The sequence below is a fragment of the Stutzerimonas stutzeri genome, from assembly GCF_000952685.1.
GTDB lineage: Bacteria > Pseudomonadota > Gammaproteobacteria > Pseudomonadales > Pseudomonadaceae > Stutzerimonas > Stutzerimonas stutzeri_E.
Genome location: NZ_JYHV01000024.1, coordinates 1 through 15,564, shown reverse-complemented (window position 1 = coordinate 15,564; position 15,564 = coordinate 1). Strand labels below are relative to the sequence as shown.

At 59.7% G+C, this 15,564-nt stretch carries 17 protein-coding genes; 12 read left to right on the top strand and 5 right to left on the bottom strand.

All coding sequences use genetic code 11. From position 1 onward, the window contains the following. Positions 1 to 2 precede the first annotated feature (2 nt). From UF78_RS13335 to UF78_RS13300, 9 genes are all read left to right on the top strand, one after another. Positions 3 to 533 carry a DsbE family thiol:disulfide interchange protein gene (locus UF78_RS13335; RefSeq protein ID WP_045162706.1) on the top strand — a complete coding sequence of 177 codons (531 nt, stop codon included), beginning with the start codon at positions 3 to 5 and terminating at the stop codon, positions 531 to 533. Next, positions 530 to 1,003, top strand: coding sequence for a cytochrome c-type biogenesis protein (locus tag UF78_RS13330; protein WP_045162705.1), 474 nt, complete (start codon positions 530 to 532; stop codon positions 1,001 to 1,003). The genes UF78_RS13335 and UF78_RS13330 overlap by 4 nt, the downstream gene beginning before the upstream one ends. Further along, the gene (gene ccmI / locus UF78_RS13325) at positions 1,000 to 2,217 is read left to right on the top strand and encodes a c-type cytochrome biogenesis protein CcmI (RefSeq protein WP_045162704.1); all 1,218 of its coding nucleotides are present in this window, start codon (positions 1,000 to 1,002) and stop codon (positions 2,215 to 2,217) included. Before UF78_RS13330 ends, ccmI begins: the two co-directional genes overlap by 4 nt. 84 nt (positions 2,218 to 2,301) lie before the next feature. Beyond that, the gene (locus UF78_RS23115; RefSeq protein WP_230623645.1) at positions 2,302 to 2,670 is read left to right on the top strand and encodes a hypothetical protein; all 369 of its coding nucleotides are present in this window, start codon (positions 2,302 to 2,304) and stop codon (positions 2,668 to 2,670) included. 133 nt (positions 2,671 to 2,803) lie between these two features. Continuing rightward, complete coding sequence (locus tag UF78_RS13320; RefSeq protein ID WP_045162703.1) at positions 2,804 to 3,100, top strand: hypothetical protein; 297 nt, start codon at positions 2,804 to 2,806, stop codon at positions 3,098 to 3,100. 338 nt (positions 3,101 to 3,438) lie between these two features. After that, the gene (locus UF78_RS13315) at positions 3,439 to 4,908 is read left to right on the top strand and encodes a sigma-54 dependent transcriptional regulator (protein WP_045162702.1); all 1,470 of its coding nucleotides are present in this window, start codon (positions 3,439 to 3,441) and stop codon (positions 4,906 to 4,908) included. Between the two features lie 266 nt (positions 4,909 to 5,174). Next, a complete protein-coding gene (locus tag UF78_RS13310) occupies positions 5,175 to 6,281 on the top strand; it encodes a sensor histidine kinase (RefSeq protein ID WP_080890621.1) in 1,107 nt (368 codons plus the stop codon). Between the two features lie 5 nt (positions 6,282 to 6,286). After that, positions 6,287 to 7,693, top strand: a complete 1,407-nt coding sequence (locus UF78_RS13305; RefSeq protein ID WP_045162700.1) for a sigma-54-dependent transcriptional regulator — start codon at positions 6,287 to 6,289, stop codon at positions 7,691 to 7,693. A gap of 69 nt (positions 7,694 to 7,762) precedes the next feature. Continuing rightward, a complete protein-coding gene (locus UF78_RS13300; RefSeq protein WP_045162699.1) occupies positions 7,763 to 8,428 on the top strand; it encodes a thiopurine S-methyltransferase in 666 nt (221 codons plus the stop codon). A gap of 202 nt (positions 8,429 to 8,630) precedes the next feature. Here the strand turns inward: UF78_RS13300 and htpX are convergent, their stop codons facing one another. The 3 genes from htpX to UF78_RS13285 form a co-directional block, all read right to left on the bottom strand. Beyond that, entirely contained in the window at positions 8,631 to 9,503 is an 873-nt protein-coding gene (gene htpX, locus UF78_RS13295) for a protease HtpX (RefSeq protein WP_045162698.1), read from the bottom strand. Positions 9,504 to 9,617: 114 nt separating this feature from the next. After that, positions 9,618 to 10,061, bottom strand: coding sequence for a hypothetical protein (locus tag UF78_RS13290; RefSeq protein WP_045162697.1), 444 nt, complete (start codon positions 10,059 to 10,061; stop codon positions 9,618 to 9,620). A gap of 5 nt (positions 10,062 to 10,066) precedes the next feature. Further along, complete coding sequence (locus UF78_RS13285; protein WP_045162696.1) at positions 10,067 to 11,278, bottom strand: pyridoxal phosphate-dependent aminotransferase; 1,212 nt, start codon at positions 11,276 to 11,278, stop codon at positions 10,067 to 10,069. Positions 11,279 to 11,706: 428 nt separating this feature from the next. Here UF78_RS13285 and msrB point away from each other — a divergent pair, with 428 nt between their 5' ends. Genes msrB through UF78_RS13270 form a run of 3 tightly spaced genes read left to right on the top strand, consistent with a single transcriptional unit; the run spans position 11,707 to position 13,557 of the window. Continuing rightward, positions 11,707 to 12,105, top strand: coding sequence for a peptide-methionine (R)-S-oxide reductase MsrB (gene msrB / locus UF78_RS13280; RefSeq protein WP_045162695.1), 399 nt, complete (start codon positions 11,707 to 11,709; stop codon positions 12,103 to 12,105). Between the two features lie 33 nt (positions 12,106 to 12,138). Further along, the gene (locus UF78_RS13275) at positions 12,139 to 12,621 is read left to right on the top strand and encodes a glutathione peroxidase (RefSeq protein WP_045162694.1); all 483 of its coding nucleotides are present in this window, start codon (positions 12,139 to 12,141) and stop codon (positions 12,619 to 12,621) included. Between the two features lie 57 nt (positions 12,622 to 12,678). Next, on the top strand, positions 12,679 to 13,557 hold the full coding sequence (locus UF78_RS13270; protein ID WP_045162693.1) for an ATP-binding protein: 879 nt from the start codon (positions 12,679 to 12,681) through the stop codon (positions 13,555 to 13,557). Positions 13,558 to 13,716: 159 nt separating this feature from the next. Here the strand turns inward: UF78_RS13270 and UF78_RS13265 are convergent, their stop codons facing one another. Both UF78_RS13265 and UF78_RS13260 read right to left on the bottom strand, forming a co-directional pair. Further along, positions 13,717 to 14,400, bottom strand: coding sequence for a glutathione S-transferase family protein (locus UF78_RS13265; protein WP_045162692.1), 684 nt, complete (start codon positions 14,398 to 14,400; stop codon positions 13,717 to 13,719). A gap of 123 nt (positions 14,401 to 14,523) precedes the next feature. Continuing rightward, positions 14,524 to 15,291: a hypothetical protein gene (locus tag UF78_RS13260; RefSeq protein WP_196298668.1), complete on the bottom strand. Its 768-nt coding sequence runs from the start codon at positions 15,289 to 15,291 to the stop codon at positions 14,524 to 14,526. Positions 15,292 to 15,564: the final 273 nt, after the last annotated feature.

Here is a 15,564-nt window from a genome sequence, read left to right as displayed (position 1 = left end):
TAATGAAACGAGTATTGATGTTGCTGCCGTTGGCGATCTTCCTGCTGGTCGCCGTGTTTCTATATCGTGGGCTGTTCCTCGATCCGACCGAGCTGCCGTCGGCGTTGATTGGTAAACCGATACCGTCGTTCACGCTGCCTTCGGTCGAGGATCCACAGCGGCTGATCAGCGCCGCGGATATCAAGGGCAAGCCAGCACTGGTCAATGTCTGGGCGACCTGGTGCGTCGCCTGCAAGGTCGAACATCCGGTACTGAACAAGCTTGCGGAGCAGGGCGTGGTCATTCATGGCGTCAACTACAAGGACGACAATGCCGCGGCGCAGAAATGGCTTAAGGACTTTCACGACCCCTACCAGCTGAACATCAGTGACGAGCAGGGCAGTCTGGGCTTGGACTTGGGCGTGTATGGCGCCCCCGAGACCTTCATCGTCGACAAGCAGGGAATCATTCGCCACAAATACGTCGGCGTCATCGATGAGCGCGTCTGGCGCGAGCAACTCGCCGCGCTGTATCAAGAACTGGTGGACGAATGAAGCAGCTGATCCAGGGGATTGTGCTGGCGCTGTGTCTGGTTGGCGGCGTGCAGGCGGCAATCGACTCCTATGAATTCAAGAGCGATGCTGAGCGGGAGCGTTACCGCACGTTGGTCGAGGAGCTGCGTTGCCCCAAGTGCCAGAACCAGAACATTGCCGACTCCAACGCGCCGATCGCTATGGACCTGCGTCGCGAAATCTACCGCATGGTAGAGGAGGGGCAGAGCAACGAGCAGATAGTGGATTACCTCGTCGCCCGTTACGGCGATTTCGTCCGCTACAAGCCGCCCGTCAATGCCAAGACGCTCTTGCTCTGGTATGGCCCTATTGCTTTGCTAGTACTCGGTTTCGGCGTGCTGGCGTTCATCTTGATCCGCCGCCGTCGAAACTCTGCCGGCTCGGTGTCGAACACTCTTTCCGAGGCCGAGCGTGCGCGTCTCGCCATGTTGTTGGATAAAAAAGAACCATGATCGATTTCTGGATAGGTGCAGGCCTGCTGTTGTTGGCCGCCCTGGCGTTCCTGTTGCTTCCCCTGATGCGGGGGCGTCGGATACAGGCGGAAGAGGACCGGACGGCCCTGAATGTCGCGCTCTACGAAGAGCGGCTCGCTGAGCTGGCCGCACAGCAGTCGGCAGGGACGCTCACCCCGGAGCAGTTCGAGGTGGGACGAGCCGATGCGGCGCGTGAGCTGCTAGACGACACCGAGGGTGACGATACTTCTCGGCGCAGCAACCTGGGCCGAGCGGTGCCGCTGATTGCGGCGATTCTCATGCCGTTGCTGGGGTACGGCCTGTACTTGCATTGGGGGGCGAGCGACAAGCTGGAGCTGGCGCGCGAATTCGCCGAGCAACCTAGAACCATGGAAGAAATGACGACGAGGCTGGAGCGCGCAGTGAAGGCACAGCCCGAGTCCACCGAGGCCTGGTATTTCCTGGCTAGAACTTATATGCGCCAGGATCGTCCCGCCGATGCGGCCGCAGCCTATGAGCAGCTCATCAAGCGCGCGGGTCGCCAGCCGGAGCTTTTGGGCCAATGGGCGCAGGCACTCTATTTTGCCGAAGACCGCCAATGGTCGACGCAGATGCAGCAGCTGACTGACGAAGCGCTCAAGGGCGATCCTCACGAAGTCACCAGCCTCGGGTTGCTGGGCATTGCAGCCTACGAAGAGCAGCGTTTCGATGAGGCGATAGGGTTCTGGGAGCGCCTGGTCGCAACGCTGCCCGCCGAGGACCCCTCGCGTGAAGCTATTCAGAGTGGCATTGCCCGAGCCCGAGAACAGCTCGGCGAACCGGCTTCGCCAAGCGCGAAGAAACCGGCAAGCGAAACCACTGCCGCTGTCGGTCCCGAACTGACAGTCGATGTGCAGCTGGGCGCCGCGTTGAGTGATGAGGTGCGGCCCACTGACACCGTATTCGTTTTTGCTCGCGCGCTGTCCGGCCCGCCAATGCCATTGGCTGTGAAGCGCCTGACCGTGGCCGATCTGCCCGCTACGGTCAGTTTGAGCGATGCCGATGCAATGACTCCGCAACTTCGCTTGTCCAACTTCGAACAGGTCAAACTGTTCGCTCGTATTTCCAGAGATGGAAACGCCACACAGGGCGAATGGCAGGGCAGCAGCGAACCGCTGGCACCGAGCACCGGCGGCTCGGTCAAGCTGACCATCGATCAACCTGAAACGCCCTGATCGCCAGGGTTCAGGAGGCCAGTGACAATGACGGATTTGGTTTCGACAGCGGTATATCGCTTGCCCAGGGCTGGCGGCGTAGTGATGCTGGCATTGCTGTTGGGAGCCTGCGCGGGTAATCCCTATCAAACATCTGAGCCGGCACGCCGACCGACCCCGCCGGTGTCGGAGCCTCGCGAACCGGTCACGAGTCCACCGCCGGTGCGTACGCCTCCGGCCCCGCGCCCGCCCGCTACGCAAAAAAGCCATCCACGTTATGCTCCGCCGCCACATGCCGCTGCGCATTGGGACAATCGCCTAGGGGTCTATGTCGTGGAAGGGCGGGACATGTTCTACCGTGAGCGGCTCTACTACCGCTGGGACGGCGACTGGTATTGTGCTGGCCGGCCCGATGGGCCTTGGGAGCCGGTCGCGCCTCCAAGCGTTCCTACGGGGCTGCGTGGCTTGCACTGATGCGCCGCAGCCTCGATTTTCATGACAACGTTAAAGACGTTTCGCAGGTTGCCGATAAAGGTTCAGACACCGCCAGCAGTGCCGTGTGGCCGTGTAGGTTCGGCCTTGTAACCAGTTCATCCGGAGCGGATTCATGAGTGCAGCAGTCAAACGTCTTGAAGAAACCCGCAGCGCGTTACGCGATGCGATGGCACAGCAGGACTGGACGGCGATCAGCGTCCTGGATCTGCAATGCCGGCAGGTCGTTGAGGCAGCGATGGTTGAGCCTCGTGAGGACGAGCCGGCACTTCGGCAGCGGCTGCAAGAGCTGGTAAATCTCTACCAGGAGCTGGTCGTCACCTGCCAGACCGAGCAGCGGCGCGTCGCGGACGAACTGCTACAGCTCAATCAATCTCAACGCAACGCCAACGTATATAAGCTGTTTGGTTGAGATCAGGGGGAGTTCTGCTCATCAGAACAGAAGTCGGTGGGGAACGTCAGCGTGGCCGCATACGTCCGGCAACTTTAATCCGGCAACTCGTCTTGGTGGCCACGGCATTCGAAACGTGTCCGTGGACTAGGCGAACGACCGCTCCGCTGATCGCTGCACTTCGCTCCCCTCTGCCTTGCCTACAATCAGTCGATTTTTGATCTTTTGTCGTTGAATCACGTCATAAATTTGACTCGGCGGGTTTTTTTTAATTAACTACTGGCTATCTGCCGATGGCGTAACCGTTTTTATCAAAGACGAGCGCGGCCCCCCTTTCAGCCTCTAGAGCTATAAACAAGATGTGGCGTGAAACCAAAATTTTGTTGATAGATGACGATCAGGATCGTCGCCGCGATTTGGCGGTCATTCTTAATTTTCTGAGCGAGGACCATCTGGCCTGCGCCAGCAACGAGTGGCAGGGTACGGTCGAGGCATTGGAGTCGAGCCGCAGCATTCTCGGCGTGATGCTCGGTGACGTTTCGGCCAGGGGCGGCGCGGTAGAGTTGCTCAAGCAGCTCAGCAAGTGGGACGAAAATCTGCCGCTAATGTTGATTGGTGAGCCCGTACCGACGGACTGGCCGGACGAGATTCGTCGGCGCGTGTTGACCAGCCTCGAGATGCCGCCGAGCTATAACAAGCTGCTCGATTCGCTTCATCGGGCCCAGGTCTATCGAGAAATGTATGACCAGGCGAAGGCGCGAGGACGGCAACGCGAGCCCAACCTGTTCCGCAGCCTGGTGGGCACGAGTCGCGCGGTCCAGCACGTCCGCCAAATGATGCAACAGGTCGCCGATACCGAAGCGAGCGTATTGATCCTCGGCGAGTCGGGAACCGGTAAAGAGGTGGTTGCGCGTAACCTTCATTACCATTCCAAACGCCGTGGTGGACCTTTCGTTCCCGTCAACTGCGGGGCGATTCCGGCCGAGTTGCTGGAAAGCGAACTGTTCGGCCATGAGAAGGGCGCATTTACCGGGGCGATCACGTCCCGTGCCGGTCGTTTCGAACTGGCAGAAGGCGGAACGCTGTTCCTCGACGAAATTGGTGACATGCCGCTGCCTATGCAGGTCAAGCTGCTACGGGTTCTGCAGGAGCGCACCTTTGAACGAGTGGGCAGCAATCGTACGCAGAATGCCGATGTCCGGATAATCGCGGCGACCCACAAGGATCTGGAAAAGATGATTGTGGACGGTAGCTTCCGCGAGGATCTCTATTATCGCCTTAACGTTTTCCCCATCGAAATGGCCCCGCTGCGCGAGCGCATCGAGGACATCCCGCTGCTGATGAACGAGCTGATCTCACGCATGGAACATGAAAAGCGTGGTTCCATTCGCTTCAACTCGGCTGCGATCATGTCGCTCTGTCGTCACGATTGGCCGGGCAACGTGCGCGAGCTCGCCAACCTCGTCGAGCGCATGGCGATCATGCATCCCTATGGCGTGATCGGCGTGATGGAGTTGCCGAAGAAGTTTCGCCATGTCGATGACGATGACGAGCAGTACGCCATCAGCGTTCATGACGAAATGGAGGAGCGTGCTGCAATCAATGCGCCCATTGTCGCCGCCGACGCCCACGCCATGCTCCCGGTGGAAGGCCTCGACCTGAAGGATTATCTGGGTAATCTGGAGCAGGGGCTCATCCAGCAAGCGCTCGAGGATGCGGGTGGAGTGGTTGCACGCGCTGCCGAGCGCCTGCGTATTCGGCGGACGACCCTCGTCGAAAAAATGCGCAAGTACGGCATGAATCGCCGCGAAGACGACACGGACGAATAACGTTTCCCCCACGCCGCTAACCGCGGCGGCGTGATATCCCCGCCGATCCTTCTTCAATACCGCTAGAGTTTGTTCCCGTTCTGCTGCACGCGACGTGGCAGCAACAGGTCCTGGGCATGATCCTTGCTGTCGTCACTTCACCGACCATCTTTTGACGGATACGAGTGCCAGTGCCTTCAGCGTTCTCCTCATCAGCGTTAAACCAGTGCCCGAGCGAGACCTCAGCAAGCGGTGAGCTCGAGCAATCGCTTGAGCTGTTTACCCGCATGTCAGGTCGGTTGGGCGCGTCCCAGCAATTCCTGCAGACGCGTGTGGCCGAATTGAAAGACCAACTGGCTGAAACCAGTGCGCAGCGCCGGCGCGAGTTCGAAGAGAAAGAACGCCTGGCCAATCGTCTGCAGAGTCTGCTGGACCTATTGCCTGGCGGCGTCATCGTCATTGACGGCCAGGGCGTAGTCCGCGAAGCCAATCCGGTAGCGCTGGAGCTGCTAGGCGGGCCGCTCGAAGGGGCGCTCTGGCGCGAGGTGATCACCCGCAGCTTCGCTCCGCGTAAGGACGATGGCCATGAAATCTCGCTGAAGGATGGACGTCGCGTGTCCATCGCTACGCGTTCGTTGAATGGCGAGCCTGGGCAGTTGGTGTTGCTGACCGACCTGACCGAGACGCGACGATTGCAGGAACAGCTGGCGCGTCACGAGCGTTTGTCGGCGCTGGGGCGGATGGTGGCATCGTTGGCTCACCAGATCCGCACGCCGCTTTCCACCGCGTTGCTTTATGCCAGCCACCTGGAGCAGGGCGGCTTGTCCGTCGAGCAGCAACAGCGCTTCGCCGGCCGCCTGAAAGACCGCCTGAACGAACTGGAGCATCAGGTCCGCGACATGCTGGTGTTCGCTCGCGGCGACCTGCCTCTGGAGGATCGGCTGGCTACGGCCGAACTGCTGGCTGCGCTGCGTGCAGCGGCCGCAGCGAAAGTGGAGGGTGTTGCTGTTCGCTGGCAATGCGATGTCTCGAGCGGCGCGCTTCTGTGTAATCGCGACACGCTGGTCGGTGCGCTGCTCAACTTGATGGAGAACGCGCTGCAGGCTTGTGACAAGCAGCCAAGACTGAAAGTGCATCTCTATGCGCGTGACGCAGTGCTGCGTATCAGCATCAGCGACAATGGTGCAGGAATGGATGCGACAACCCTGTCCCGACTCGGGGAACCCTTTTTTACCACCCGAGCGACTGGAACCGGGCTGGGTGTGGCGGTGGTCAAATCGGTGGCGCGGGCTCACTCAGGTGCGCTTGAGTTGCGTTCCCGGCCAGGTAGAGGAACCTGTGCGACCCTTCAGCTGCCGTTGCTTCCGGCGTCCTTGCCGGCAATTTCGGAGTGAAGCCCATGGCTGCGAAGATTCTGCTGGTCGAAGACGACCGTGCTCTACGCGAGGCGCTAGGCGATACGCTCGAGCTCGGTGGCTATTCCTATCACGCGGTCGATAGCGCCGAGGCCGCGCTGCGGGCGCTGGAGCAGGGTGGCTTCGGCCTGATCGTCAGTGACGTGAACATGCCTGGTATGGACGGTCATGCCTTGCAGGGGCTGGTCCGCCAGCGATACCCGCAGCTACCGGTCCTGCTGATGACGGCGTTTGGTGCTGTTGAGCGAGCGGTCGAGGCGATGCGTCAGGGGGCGGTGGATTATTTGGTCAAGCCGTTTGAGCCGCACGTTCTGCTCGGACTGGTCGCTCGCCATGCTTGTGGCCAACTTGGTTCAGCCGACGAGGATGGCCCGGTGGCCGTCGAACCGACAAGTCAGCAGCTGTTGGCACTGGCGGCCCGAGTCGCGCGTAGCGATTCGACCGTGCTGGTTTCCGGTGAGTCCGGTACCGGCAAAGAGGTGTTGGCCCGCTATATCCATCAGCAATCAGCGCGCGCCGACAAGCCTTTCATTGCGATCAACTGTGCGGCAATACCGGACAATATGCTCGAGGCGACTCTGTTCGGTCACGAGAAAGGTGCTTTCACTGGCGCCATCGCCACGCAGCCGGGCAAGTTCGAGCTGGCCGAAGGCGGCACGCTGCTGCTCGACGAGATTTCCGAGATGCCGCTGGCGCTTCAGGCCAAGTTGCTGCGCGTGCTGCAGGAGCGCGAGGTCGAACGTGTCGGCGGTCGTAAACCTATACCGCTGGATATCCGTATCGTCGCTACGACCAACCGTGACCTGGCTGATGAGGTTCGTAACGGGCGTTTCCGTGAGGATCTTTTCTATCGGCTCTCCGTGTTTCCGCTCGCCTGGCCGGCGCTGCGGGACCGACCGGCGGACATCGTGCCGCTGGCCGAGCGATTGCTGGCCAATCATGCGCGGAAAATGCGTCAGCCAAGCGCCATGCTTACGGCCGAGGCGTGTGATTGCCTTCTCGGTCACGCCTGGCCGGGCAATGTCCGCGAGTTGGACAACGCCATTCAGCGCGCATTGATTCTGCAGCAAGGCGGCCTGATCCGCCCCGAGGATTTATGTCTGACGTCCACGGCCGGCTTCGCTGCGCTGGCCAGAAGTTCCGCAGCCAGCATCGCGCCGGTGTACCCATCTCAGGCTGCCTCGACAGGATCTGCCGAGACGGCTGGTGCGCTGGGTGAAGATTTGCGTCGTCGCGAGTTCGAGGTGATTCTCGAGACCTTGCGAGCAGAGCGCGGTCGCCGCAAGGAGACCGCTGACCGGCTGGGGATCAGCGCACGCACCCTGCGCTACAAATTGGCTCAAATGCGTGATGCTGGCATGGACCCGGAAACCGCCTTACGAACCGGCTGAATCGCTTCGATGCGATCGTTACCGGCGGCTCTGATAAGCTCCAGCCATCATCGCTATGAGGGGCTGGATATGGATGAAGGGTTCTGGAAACGACGCTGGGCACGCAACGAAATCGGTTTTCACCTGAACGAGGTCAATCCTTATCTACGCCGCCACTGGCCCGGTTTGCATCTGGCCGAAGGTGCCCGGGTGCTGGTGCCGCTGTGCGGCAAGAGTCTCGACATGGCCTGGTTGTCCGAGCAGGGCTTTGCGGTGCTTGGCATCGAGCTGAGCGAGCGCGCGGTCGAAGACTTTTTCGCCGAGCAACAGCTGGCAGCCGAGGTGAGCATCCAGGGCGAGTTCAAGGTCTATCGCGCCGGCGCGCTGGAAATCCGCTGTGGCGATTTCTTCTCGCTAAGCCATCATGACGTGGCCGACTGCCAGGGACTGTACGATCGTGCTGCGTTGATTGCGTTGCCCCCAGACATGCGTCAGCGCTACGTCGAACACCTGACGGATATCCTCGCGCCGAGCTGTCAGGGTTTACTGATTACCCTGGATTACGAACAGGAACAAATGGCTGGCCCGCCATTCGCTGTGAGTGACGCCGAAGTTCGGCAGTCCCTTGGCTTGCATTGGAACCTCGAGCTGCAGGAACGGGCAAACGTGCTGGACGACGACGGCAACTGGAAGTTTCTCCAACGCGGGCTAACGCGCCTGGATGAAAGTTGCTATCGGCTCGGCGGGCGGCAATAGAACGCCCCCGCTATGTTGGCGAGGTGTTCTCGAACGCTTCGCAGAAGCTTTGGGTGCTTCACGAGCCTGAATTCGATATTCGCCTGGTTGGCATCTCCTGGAACGGCACCGGCTGAGTACGAGCGTTGAGAGGAGGGCGTCGCTTTTGCATTCCAGGGCTGAGGGCGGCTGGCGCCGCCCTCGTTTTTTTCGATCCGTTCGTTCAACCGCGCTGGCGCAGGGCCTCGATGCGGTCTTCCAGCGACGGGTGCGTCATCAGCAATCCCGCCAGGCCGTTACGCAGGGCACCGTTGATGCTGAAAGCCTTGAGGCTGTCCGGCATATCCACCGGCACGCCCTGTTCCGCGCGCAGCCGCTGCAGCGCGCCGATCATCGCGCTGGTGCCGGCCAGCTGTGCGCCTGCTTCGTCAGCACGGAATTCACGCTTGCGCGAGAACCACATGACAACGATGCTGGCAAGAATGCCCAGCACCAGTTCCGCAAAGATGGTCGCAATGAAGTAGCCGATACCGTGACCGTCTTCGTTCTTCAGGATCACACGGTCGACGAAGCTACCGAAGATCCGCGCGAAGAACATGACGAATGTGTTCACCACACCCTGAATCAGTGCCAGGGTCACCATGTCGCCGTTGGATACATGACCGATCTCATGAGCCAGTACGGCTTTGACCTCGTCCGGCGAAAAGCGCTCGAGCAATCCCTGGCTGACGGCGACCAGTGCGTCGTTCTTATTCCAGCCGGTGGCGAACGCGTTGGCTTCGTAGGCGGGGAAAATACCCACTTCCGGCATTTTGATGCCGGCGTCGCGGGAAAGCTGCTCGACGGTTTGCAACAGCCATTGCTCATGGCGCGTGCGGGGTTGGCTGATGATCTCGGTACGCGTGCTCATCTTCGCCATCCACTTGGAGATGAACAGCGAAATCAGTGCACCGGCGAATCCGAAGACGGCACAGAATGCTAACAGGCTGCCGTAGTTCTGACCCGTGTAACGATCCACTCCGAGTAGCTTCAGGGTGATGCTGGCAACGACCAATACAGCCAGGTTAGTGGCCAGGAACAAGAAAATGCGCATCATGTTGCGGCAGACTCCAAGGGGAACAATAAGGAACGATAGGCTATATAAGGGGCGGGCCGGCGCTATTCAACCGGGCGACTATTTCAAGCTATGTCGCCTGTACCGCCGATGCGCTCAGGGTTGGCTGGATAGGGTGCTGGTGAATAGCTGGCGGGTCAGTTGAGCGAGCCGTTCGCCATGCCCCTCTTGTAGTGCTTGGCGGAGCTGATAAGCCAGGCTCGAGTGAACCCGGCGTACGCTGGGGGGAAGGGATTCGACACCATTCGCGGTGTCGTCGAGCGTACGGGTCAAGCACAGGAATGCCTTTTCGGTCAGCACGGCCTGGTCGACAGCGAGAAACTGAATAGTGCTTTCGAATCGCACATAGCCTTCTTCGGCCAGCCACAGCAGCGCGCCCAGACAACTCTGATGCCGCTTGCTGGGTAGGCCGAACTCGTCGGGCTCTTCGTGACCGATGAGGTCTTCTACATACAGGGTTATCTTCCGTGGGAACGCCTGATAGAGCATCAGGAGGCCGGCCGCGGCGTCCCGGTAGAAGTCATCGATCTGCAAATCCATCGAAGCTACTGGCTGTAAGTTTTGAGGAAGCTGCCAATGCGACCGATCGCCTGCTCGAGATCATCGACCCGGGGCAGGGTGACCACGCGGAAATGATCCGGCCATGGCCAGTTGAAGGCGGTGCCCTGAACGATCAATAGCTTCTCGGAGAGCAACAAATCGAGCACGAACTTCTCATCGTTGTGAATCGGGCAGATCTTTGGGTCGATCCGAGGGAAGGCATAGAGCGCGCCCATCGGCTTCACGCAGCTGACGCCGGGAATGTCGTTGAGCAGTTCCCAGGTTCGGTTGCGTTGCTCGAGCAGCCGGCCCGGCGGCAGCACCAGGTCGTTGATGCTCTGATAGCCGCCGAGGGCTGTCTGGATGGCATGTTGCGACGGCACGTTGGCGCACAGGCGCATGTTGGCGAGGATATCGATGCCCTCGATGTAGCTCTGCGCCTTGTGCTTGGGCCCTGTGATCACCACCCAGCCGGAGCGGAAGCCGGCGATTCTGTAGGACTTGGACAGGCCATTGAACGTCAAACAGAGAACGTCAGGCGCCAGGGACGCCGTGCAGACGTGTACCGCATCGTCGTAGAGAATCTTGTCGTAGATCTCGTCGGAGAACAGCACCAGCTTGTGCTGACGAGCCAGTTCGACCATGCCCTCCAGTACTTCGCGCGGATAGACGGCCCCGGTTGGGTTGTTCGGATTGATCAGCACCAGCGCCTTGGTATTGGGCGTGATCTTGGCCTTGATGTCGGCCAGATCCGGCCACCAGTTGGCTTGCTCGTCGCACAGGTAGTGCACCGGTTTACCGCCCGCCAGGCTCACTGCTGCGGTCCATAGCGGGTAATCGGGTGCCGGAATGAGCACCTCGTCGCCGTTGTTGAGCAGCGCCTGCATGGACATAACGATCAGCTCCGACACGCCATTGCCGAGGTAGATATCCTCGATGGTCACGCCTTCCACCTGCTTCTGCTGGTAGTACTGCATGATCGCCTTGCGGGCGCTGAACAAGCCTTTGGAATCGCTGTAACCTTGCGCCGTTGGCAGGTTGCGGATCACGTCCTGAAGGATTTCCTCCGGCGCTTCGAAACCGAACGGCGCCGGGTTGCCGATGTTCAGCTTGAGGATGCGATGGCCTTCCTCTTCCAGGCGTTTGGCGTGCTTGAGCACTGGCCCACGGATGTCGTAGCAGACATTGGCGAGCTTGTTCGATTTGCTGACCTGCATGATCCTGAGTGTCCCGAAGTGAAGACGCGCCTGGCTTGTGGATGACAGGCGGCGTTTGGCATGAACCCCGGCGCCTTGGCAGCCTGCAACCTCGCTGCCAGACTAGGCGTCTAAGAGCAACGCATCATACGTGCGGCCCGACCACCGGAAAAGGTACAGATCCGCCCTTTTTAAGAGAGGGTCTGTTTCCGCTTCGTTTGCGGTCGCGCCGGAGCCTGTTTTTGCGCGAGGCAAGGCATGAGGAGGGAAGTTTGGTTATTCCAAATGAACGACGAATAACGCCGCAGCGCGCAAAAACAGGCTCCGGCTCTTCGGGTTGCGCGGCAGGTTTCGTCATGCCGCGTTGCGGGATTTGACAAGGAACAACCATTACCTGCAGCAACGCGGCTTGCGAACGAAACGGAAACAGACCCTTAAGAGGTGTACCGATGGACAAGCTTGAGAAACCGCTTGAAATCTGGCGTGAAGAGCTCTCCGACGAGCAGTTTCAAGTCTGCCGACTGGGAGCCACCGAGCGCCCATTCACCGGCAAGTACAACGATACCAAGACGCCCGGCACCTATCATTGCGCCTGTTGCGATGCGCCGTTGTTCGACTCGGATGCCAAATTCGATTCCGGCTGTGGTTGGCCGAGCTACTTCCAGCCCGTCAGTGACACGGCGATTGCCAGCGTCGATGATTTCAGCCACGGCATGCATCGTATCGAGGTCAAATGCGCGCGGTGCGATGCTCATCTTGGTCACGTGTTCCCCGACGGCCCAGCGCCGACCGGTATGCGTTACTGCATCAATTCTGCTTCGCTCAATCACAAGCCGCGCGCCGTCTGACGGCGTTTCGCAACGCCTCCACGAGATACCGCCATGCGCGATCCGTTGTTCGAAATTCCATGCGTCACCATTGACGGTCAGCAGAAGACCCTTGCCGACTTCGATGCGAAGCTGTTGTTGGTGGTCAATACGGCCAGCAAGTGTGGTTTCACGCCCCAGTACAAGGGGCTGGAGGCGCTCTGGGATCGCTATCGCCAGCAAGGTTTGGTGGTGCTCGGCTTCCCCTGTGATCAGTTCGGCCACCAGGAGCCGGATGACGAGGAACAGATCGCTGCTTTCTGCGGGCGCAACTTCGGCGTCAGTTTTCCCCTGTTTGCCAAGGTTAAGGTCAATGGCGGCGAGGCCCACCCGTTGTTCGTGCAGCTCAAGAAGCGCGCCCCGGGCTTGCTCGGCAGTAAGGCAATCAAGTGGAATTTCACCAAGTTTCTGATCGCTGATGATGGACGCTCGGTTGAGCGTTTCTCTTCGCGCACTCCGCCGGAGGCGTTGACAGCGCACATCGAAGCTCATCTGTAACCCTTCGCAGCAGCGCCTGAAGAGGCGTGTCTGCATGCCCATAATGGAGTCGTTGAAATGGATGCCGAGCTGAAGGCCTTTCTGCAGCGCGCCGATGCACTGATGGCGCGCCTTGAACCCCTGCTGCCTGCGCCACGTGAGCCAGTGGATTGGAGCCGTAGCTTGGCGGCGCGCTGGCACCGCGAGGGGCAGGGCGGTTATCTGCAGGCGCTGAGCGTGTCGCTCGATCTGAATTTGGCGGATTTGATCGGTATCGATCGACAGCGAGAGCTGCTATCGAACAATACCCGTCAGTTCGTTTCCGGCTTGCCAGCGAACCATGTCCTGCTCTGGGGCGCGCGCGGGACAGGCAAATCTTCGCTGATTCGGGCTCTGCTGGCTGAGCATGCGTCAGCAGGGTTGCGCCTGATCGAAATCGAGCGTGACCATCTGGCTGATCTGCCGAAAGTCGTCGATCAGCTCGCCAGCCAATCTCAGCACTTCGTGGTGTTCTGCGATGACCTTTCATTCGAGGCGGGTGAGGGCGATTACCGCGTTCTGAAAAGCGTACTGGACGGCTCGCTGGAGCGTGCGCCGGAAAACGTTCTGCTGTACGCCACGTCGAATCGCAGGCATCTCGTGCCTGAGCGTCAGAGCGATAATGAAAACTGGCAAATGATCGATGGCGAACTGCATCCCAACGAAGCGGTGGAAGACAAGATCGCCCTGTCGGATCGCTTCGGCCTTTGGTTGTCGTTCTATCCCTTTAGTCAGGAGCACTATTTGGACGTGGTGCGGCACTGGATCGGTTCGCTGGCCGAGCAGGCCGGACTGAGTTGGCGCTGGGATGACGCGCTGGAGAAAGACGCGATTCGCTGGGCCACCGCACGGGGCAATCGAAACGGTCGTTGTGCCTATCAGTTCGCTCGGCAATGGGTGGGCATCCACCTGCTCTGAGGGAACGACAGGGCAGCGCATGGTGCGCTTGAGCCCGCTCCGGGGCTCGATAAGCCATTTGCCGCGAAGGGGCCGCTCGCTACAGCCGTACGGTGGCCTTGTGTGAGGTCGCTGCCTCCGAGCGACGCGTGGTCTTGCCCACGCAGGCGCGCATCGGAGTCAGCTGGGCTGCACCGCCTTTTTGCCCATTTCGATGAGTTTGGCGGTCATTCGCTGTTCGCCGGGAAGCAGGCTCTGTACTGAGGCGATCGTTTTTACCCGTGCGAAGTGCTCCACCAGCTTCGGCCAGCGATTGGCATCGATCAGCTCGCCGCCATACTCCATATTGATCAGTTGGCAGGTGAGGGCGATATCGGCCATCGAGAGTCGATCGCCAACAAAATAAGATCGTTGGCCCAACTGCTGTTCGAGATAGTCAAAGTGCGGTGGCAGCTTTTGGTTCAGTGCGATTTGCACGCTTTCTTCATTGCACGGATGGCCAGCGCTCGGCTTCAGTACGCGGTTGCGGAACACTCCGAAAGTGGTCAGAGGCGCCAGCTCGTAATCAGCATATTTCTCCAGCCAGCGAATCTGCGCGCGCTCCACTGAGCTGTTTCCGTACAGCCGCGCGGTCTGTTCGTAGGTCTCTTCAAGGTACTGGCAGATCACGCTGGAGTCGGCGAGGCACAACTCTCCATCCTTCATGGCCGGAATGCGGCCAAGCGGGTTGAGCTGCAGATACCACTCGGGTGGGGTGAAAGGCATGACGACTTCGAGCTGGTAATCCAAGCCTTTCTCCAGCAGGCAAAGGCGGACTTTGCGAACGAATGGCGACAGGGGAGCACCGAAAACGGTTAGCGACATACAGATTCTCCGCGACAGGGATAGTGGCAGCCGGGTGCGAAGGTCAGTATTGCGGCGAGGTACGCAAGATCGCTGGTGCGTCTTGCAGCTCAAATCACTGCCAAGCCACGTCCCGGCTCACGCCTAGTAAATGTTGTTCTTTTTCCAGTCATCTTCGCTTTCGAGGTTTTTCAAACCTTCGGTCAGCTCGCTGGGTTCGTCAAGGTTTGGTTGCAGTTGTGTCTGCTCCAGCTTATTGGCATGCGCATAGCTCGCTTCGAGCTGCGCCAGCTGGGCCTGATACTCGGCCGGGTTGGGTTGCTTGCGTACGTGCTGAATACCCCGTTCGAAGGCTAGGCGTGCCTTGTGCGCACTGCCTTGCTGCAGAGCCTGCTGACCGACGTTGGTGAAGTACTCGACGTGCAGTATCACCATCATCCGCTGGATTTGCTGAATCCAGCGTTTGGCGGCTATTGAATCCAGCTGATTCTGTTTGTTGGCCCATATTATCTGAGCGTGCAGATCTTCCAGCAGCAGGCGTATTTCCTTGGCCTGGGCCTCGGTGACCACCTTCACCGGCGCGTTCTGTAACGGAATCTCCTCGCCCTGGGCAACAGCTTTGCGCAGCGCGTCGATGCGAGTGCTGACGGTCGCGTTCTTCTTGTCCAGCGGCAATAGCCGTTCGCCTAGATGCAGCTCCAGGCGCGCCAGCAATAGCTTGAGCGCGGGTGTCATCATCTGCCCTGGAAAACTCTCGGACAGATTGGCGCAGCGGCGCATGCGATCACTGAGCTCGGCTCGCATGCGAGCCTTTTCCAGATTGTTTTTTTCGACGATCTGGTTGATGACGCCAATTGCTATCAGTACGAACAGGCCAGCGATGACCAACCCTGCAATCAGAACTGGGGACACGAGACGCACCTCTCTTCGGGCGGTTTTATGGCGAGTGTAGAGCGTTGGATGTCAAGCTGATAGCTCAATGCACCTCAGCAGATTCAAGCTCGAAAAAATTTTCACATGACGCTTGACGACCCTACCAGGGGTCCATAGAATGCGCGCCACTTGCAGCGTGAAGCACATCGCAGACGCTGGAAGCCGGAATGAAAGCTGTAGTTTCCGGGCTGCGTCCCCTTCGTCTAGTGGCCTAGGACACCGCCCTTTCACGGCGGTAACAGGGGTTCGAGT

Coding starts and splice junctions, on each gene's coding strand:
- UF78_RS13335 (WP_045162706.1), top strand. CDS start 3: ATGAAACGAGTATTGATGTTGCTGCCGTTGGCGATCTTCCTGCTGGTC.
- UF78_RS13330 (WP_045162705.1), top strand. CDS start 530: ATGAAGCAGCTGATCCAGGGGATTGTGCTGGCGCTGTGTCTGGTTGGC.
- ccmI (WP_045162704.1), top strand. CDS start 1,000: ATGATCGATTTCTGGATAGGTGCAGGCCTGCTGTTGTTGGCCGCCCTG.
- UF78_RS23115 (WP_230623645.1), top strand. CDS start 2,302: ATGCTGGCATTGCTGTTGGGAGCCTGCGCGGGTAATCCCTATCAAACA.
- UF78_RS13320 (WP_045162703.1), top strand. CDS start 2,804: ATGAGTGCAGCAGTCAAACGTCTTGAAGAAACCCGCAGCGCGTTACGC.
- UF78_RS13315 (WP_045162702.1), top strand. CDS start 3,439: ATGTGGCGTGAAACCAAAATTTTGTTGATAGATGACGATCAGGATCGT.
- UF78_RS13310 (WP_080890621.1), top strand. CDS start 5,175: ATGTCAGGTCGGTTGGGCGCGTCCCAGCAATTCCTGCAGACGCGTGTG.
- UF78_RS13305 (WP_045162700.1), top strand. CDS start 6,287: ATGGCTGCGAAGATTCTGCTGGTCGAAGACGACCGTGCTCTACGCGAG.
- UF78_RS13300 (WP_045162699.1), top strand. CDS start 7,763: ATGGATGAAGGGTTCTGGAAACGACGCTGGGCACGCAACGAAATCGGT.
- htpX (WP_045162698.1), bottom strand. CDS start 9,503: ATGATGCGCATTTTCTTGTTCCTGGCCACTAACCTGGCTGTATTGGTC.
- UF78_RS13290 (WP_045162697.1), bottom strand. CDS start 10,061: ATGGATTTGCAGATCGATGACTTCTACCGGGACGCCGCGGCCGGCCTC.
- UF78_RS13285 (WP_045162696.1), bottom strand. CDS start 11,278: ATGCAGGTCAGCAAATCGAACAAGCTCGCCAATGTCTGCTACGACATC.
- msrB (WP_045162695.1), top strand. CDS start 11,707: ATGGACAAGCTTGAGAAACCGCTTGAAATCTGGCGTGAAGAGCTCTCC.
- UF78_RS13275 (WP_045162694.1), top strand. CDS start 12,139: ATGCGCGATCCGTTGTTCGAAATTCCATGCGTCACCATTGACGGTCAG.
- UF78_RS13270 (WP_045162693.1), top strand. CDS start 12,679: ATGGATGCCGAGCTGAAGGCCTTTCTGCAGCGCGCCGATGCACTGATG.
- UF78_RS13265 (WP_045162692.1), bottom strand. CDS start 14,400: ATGTCGCTAACCGTTTTCGGTGCTCCCCTGTCGCCATTCGTTCGCAAA.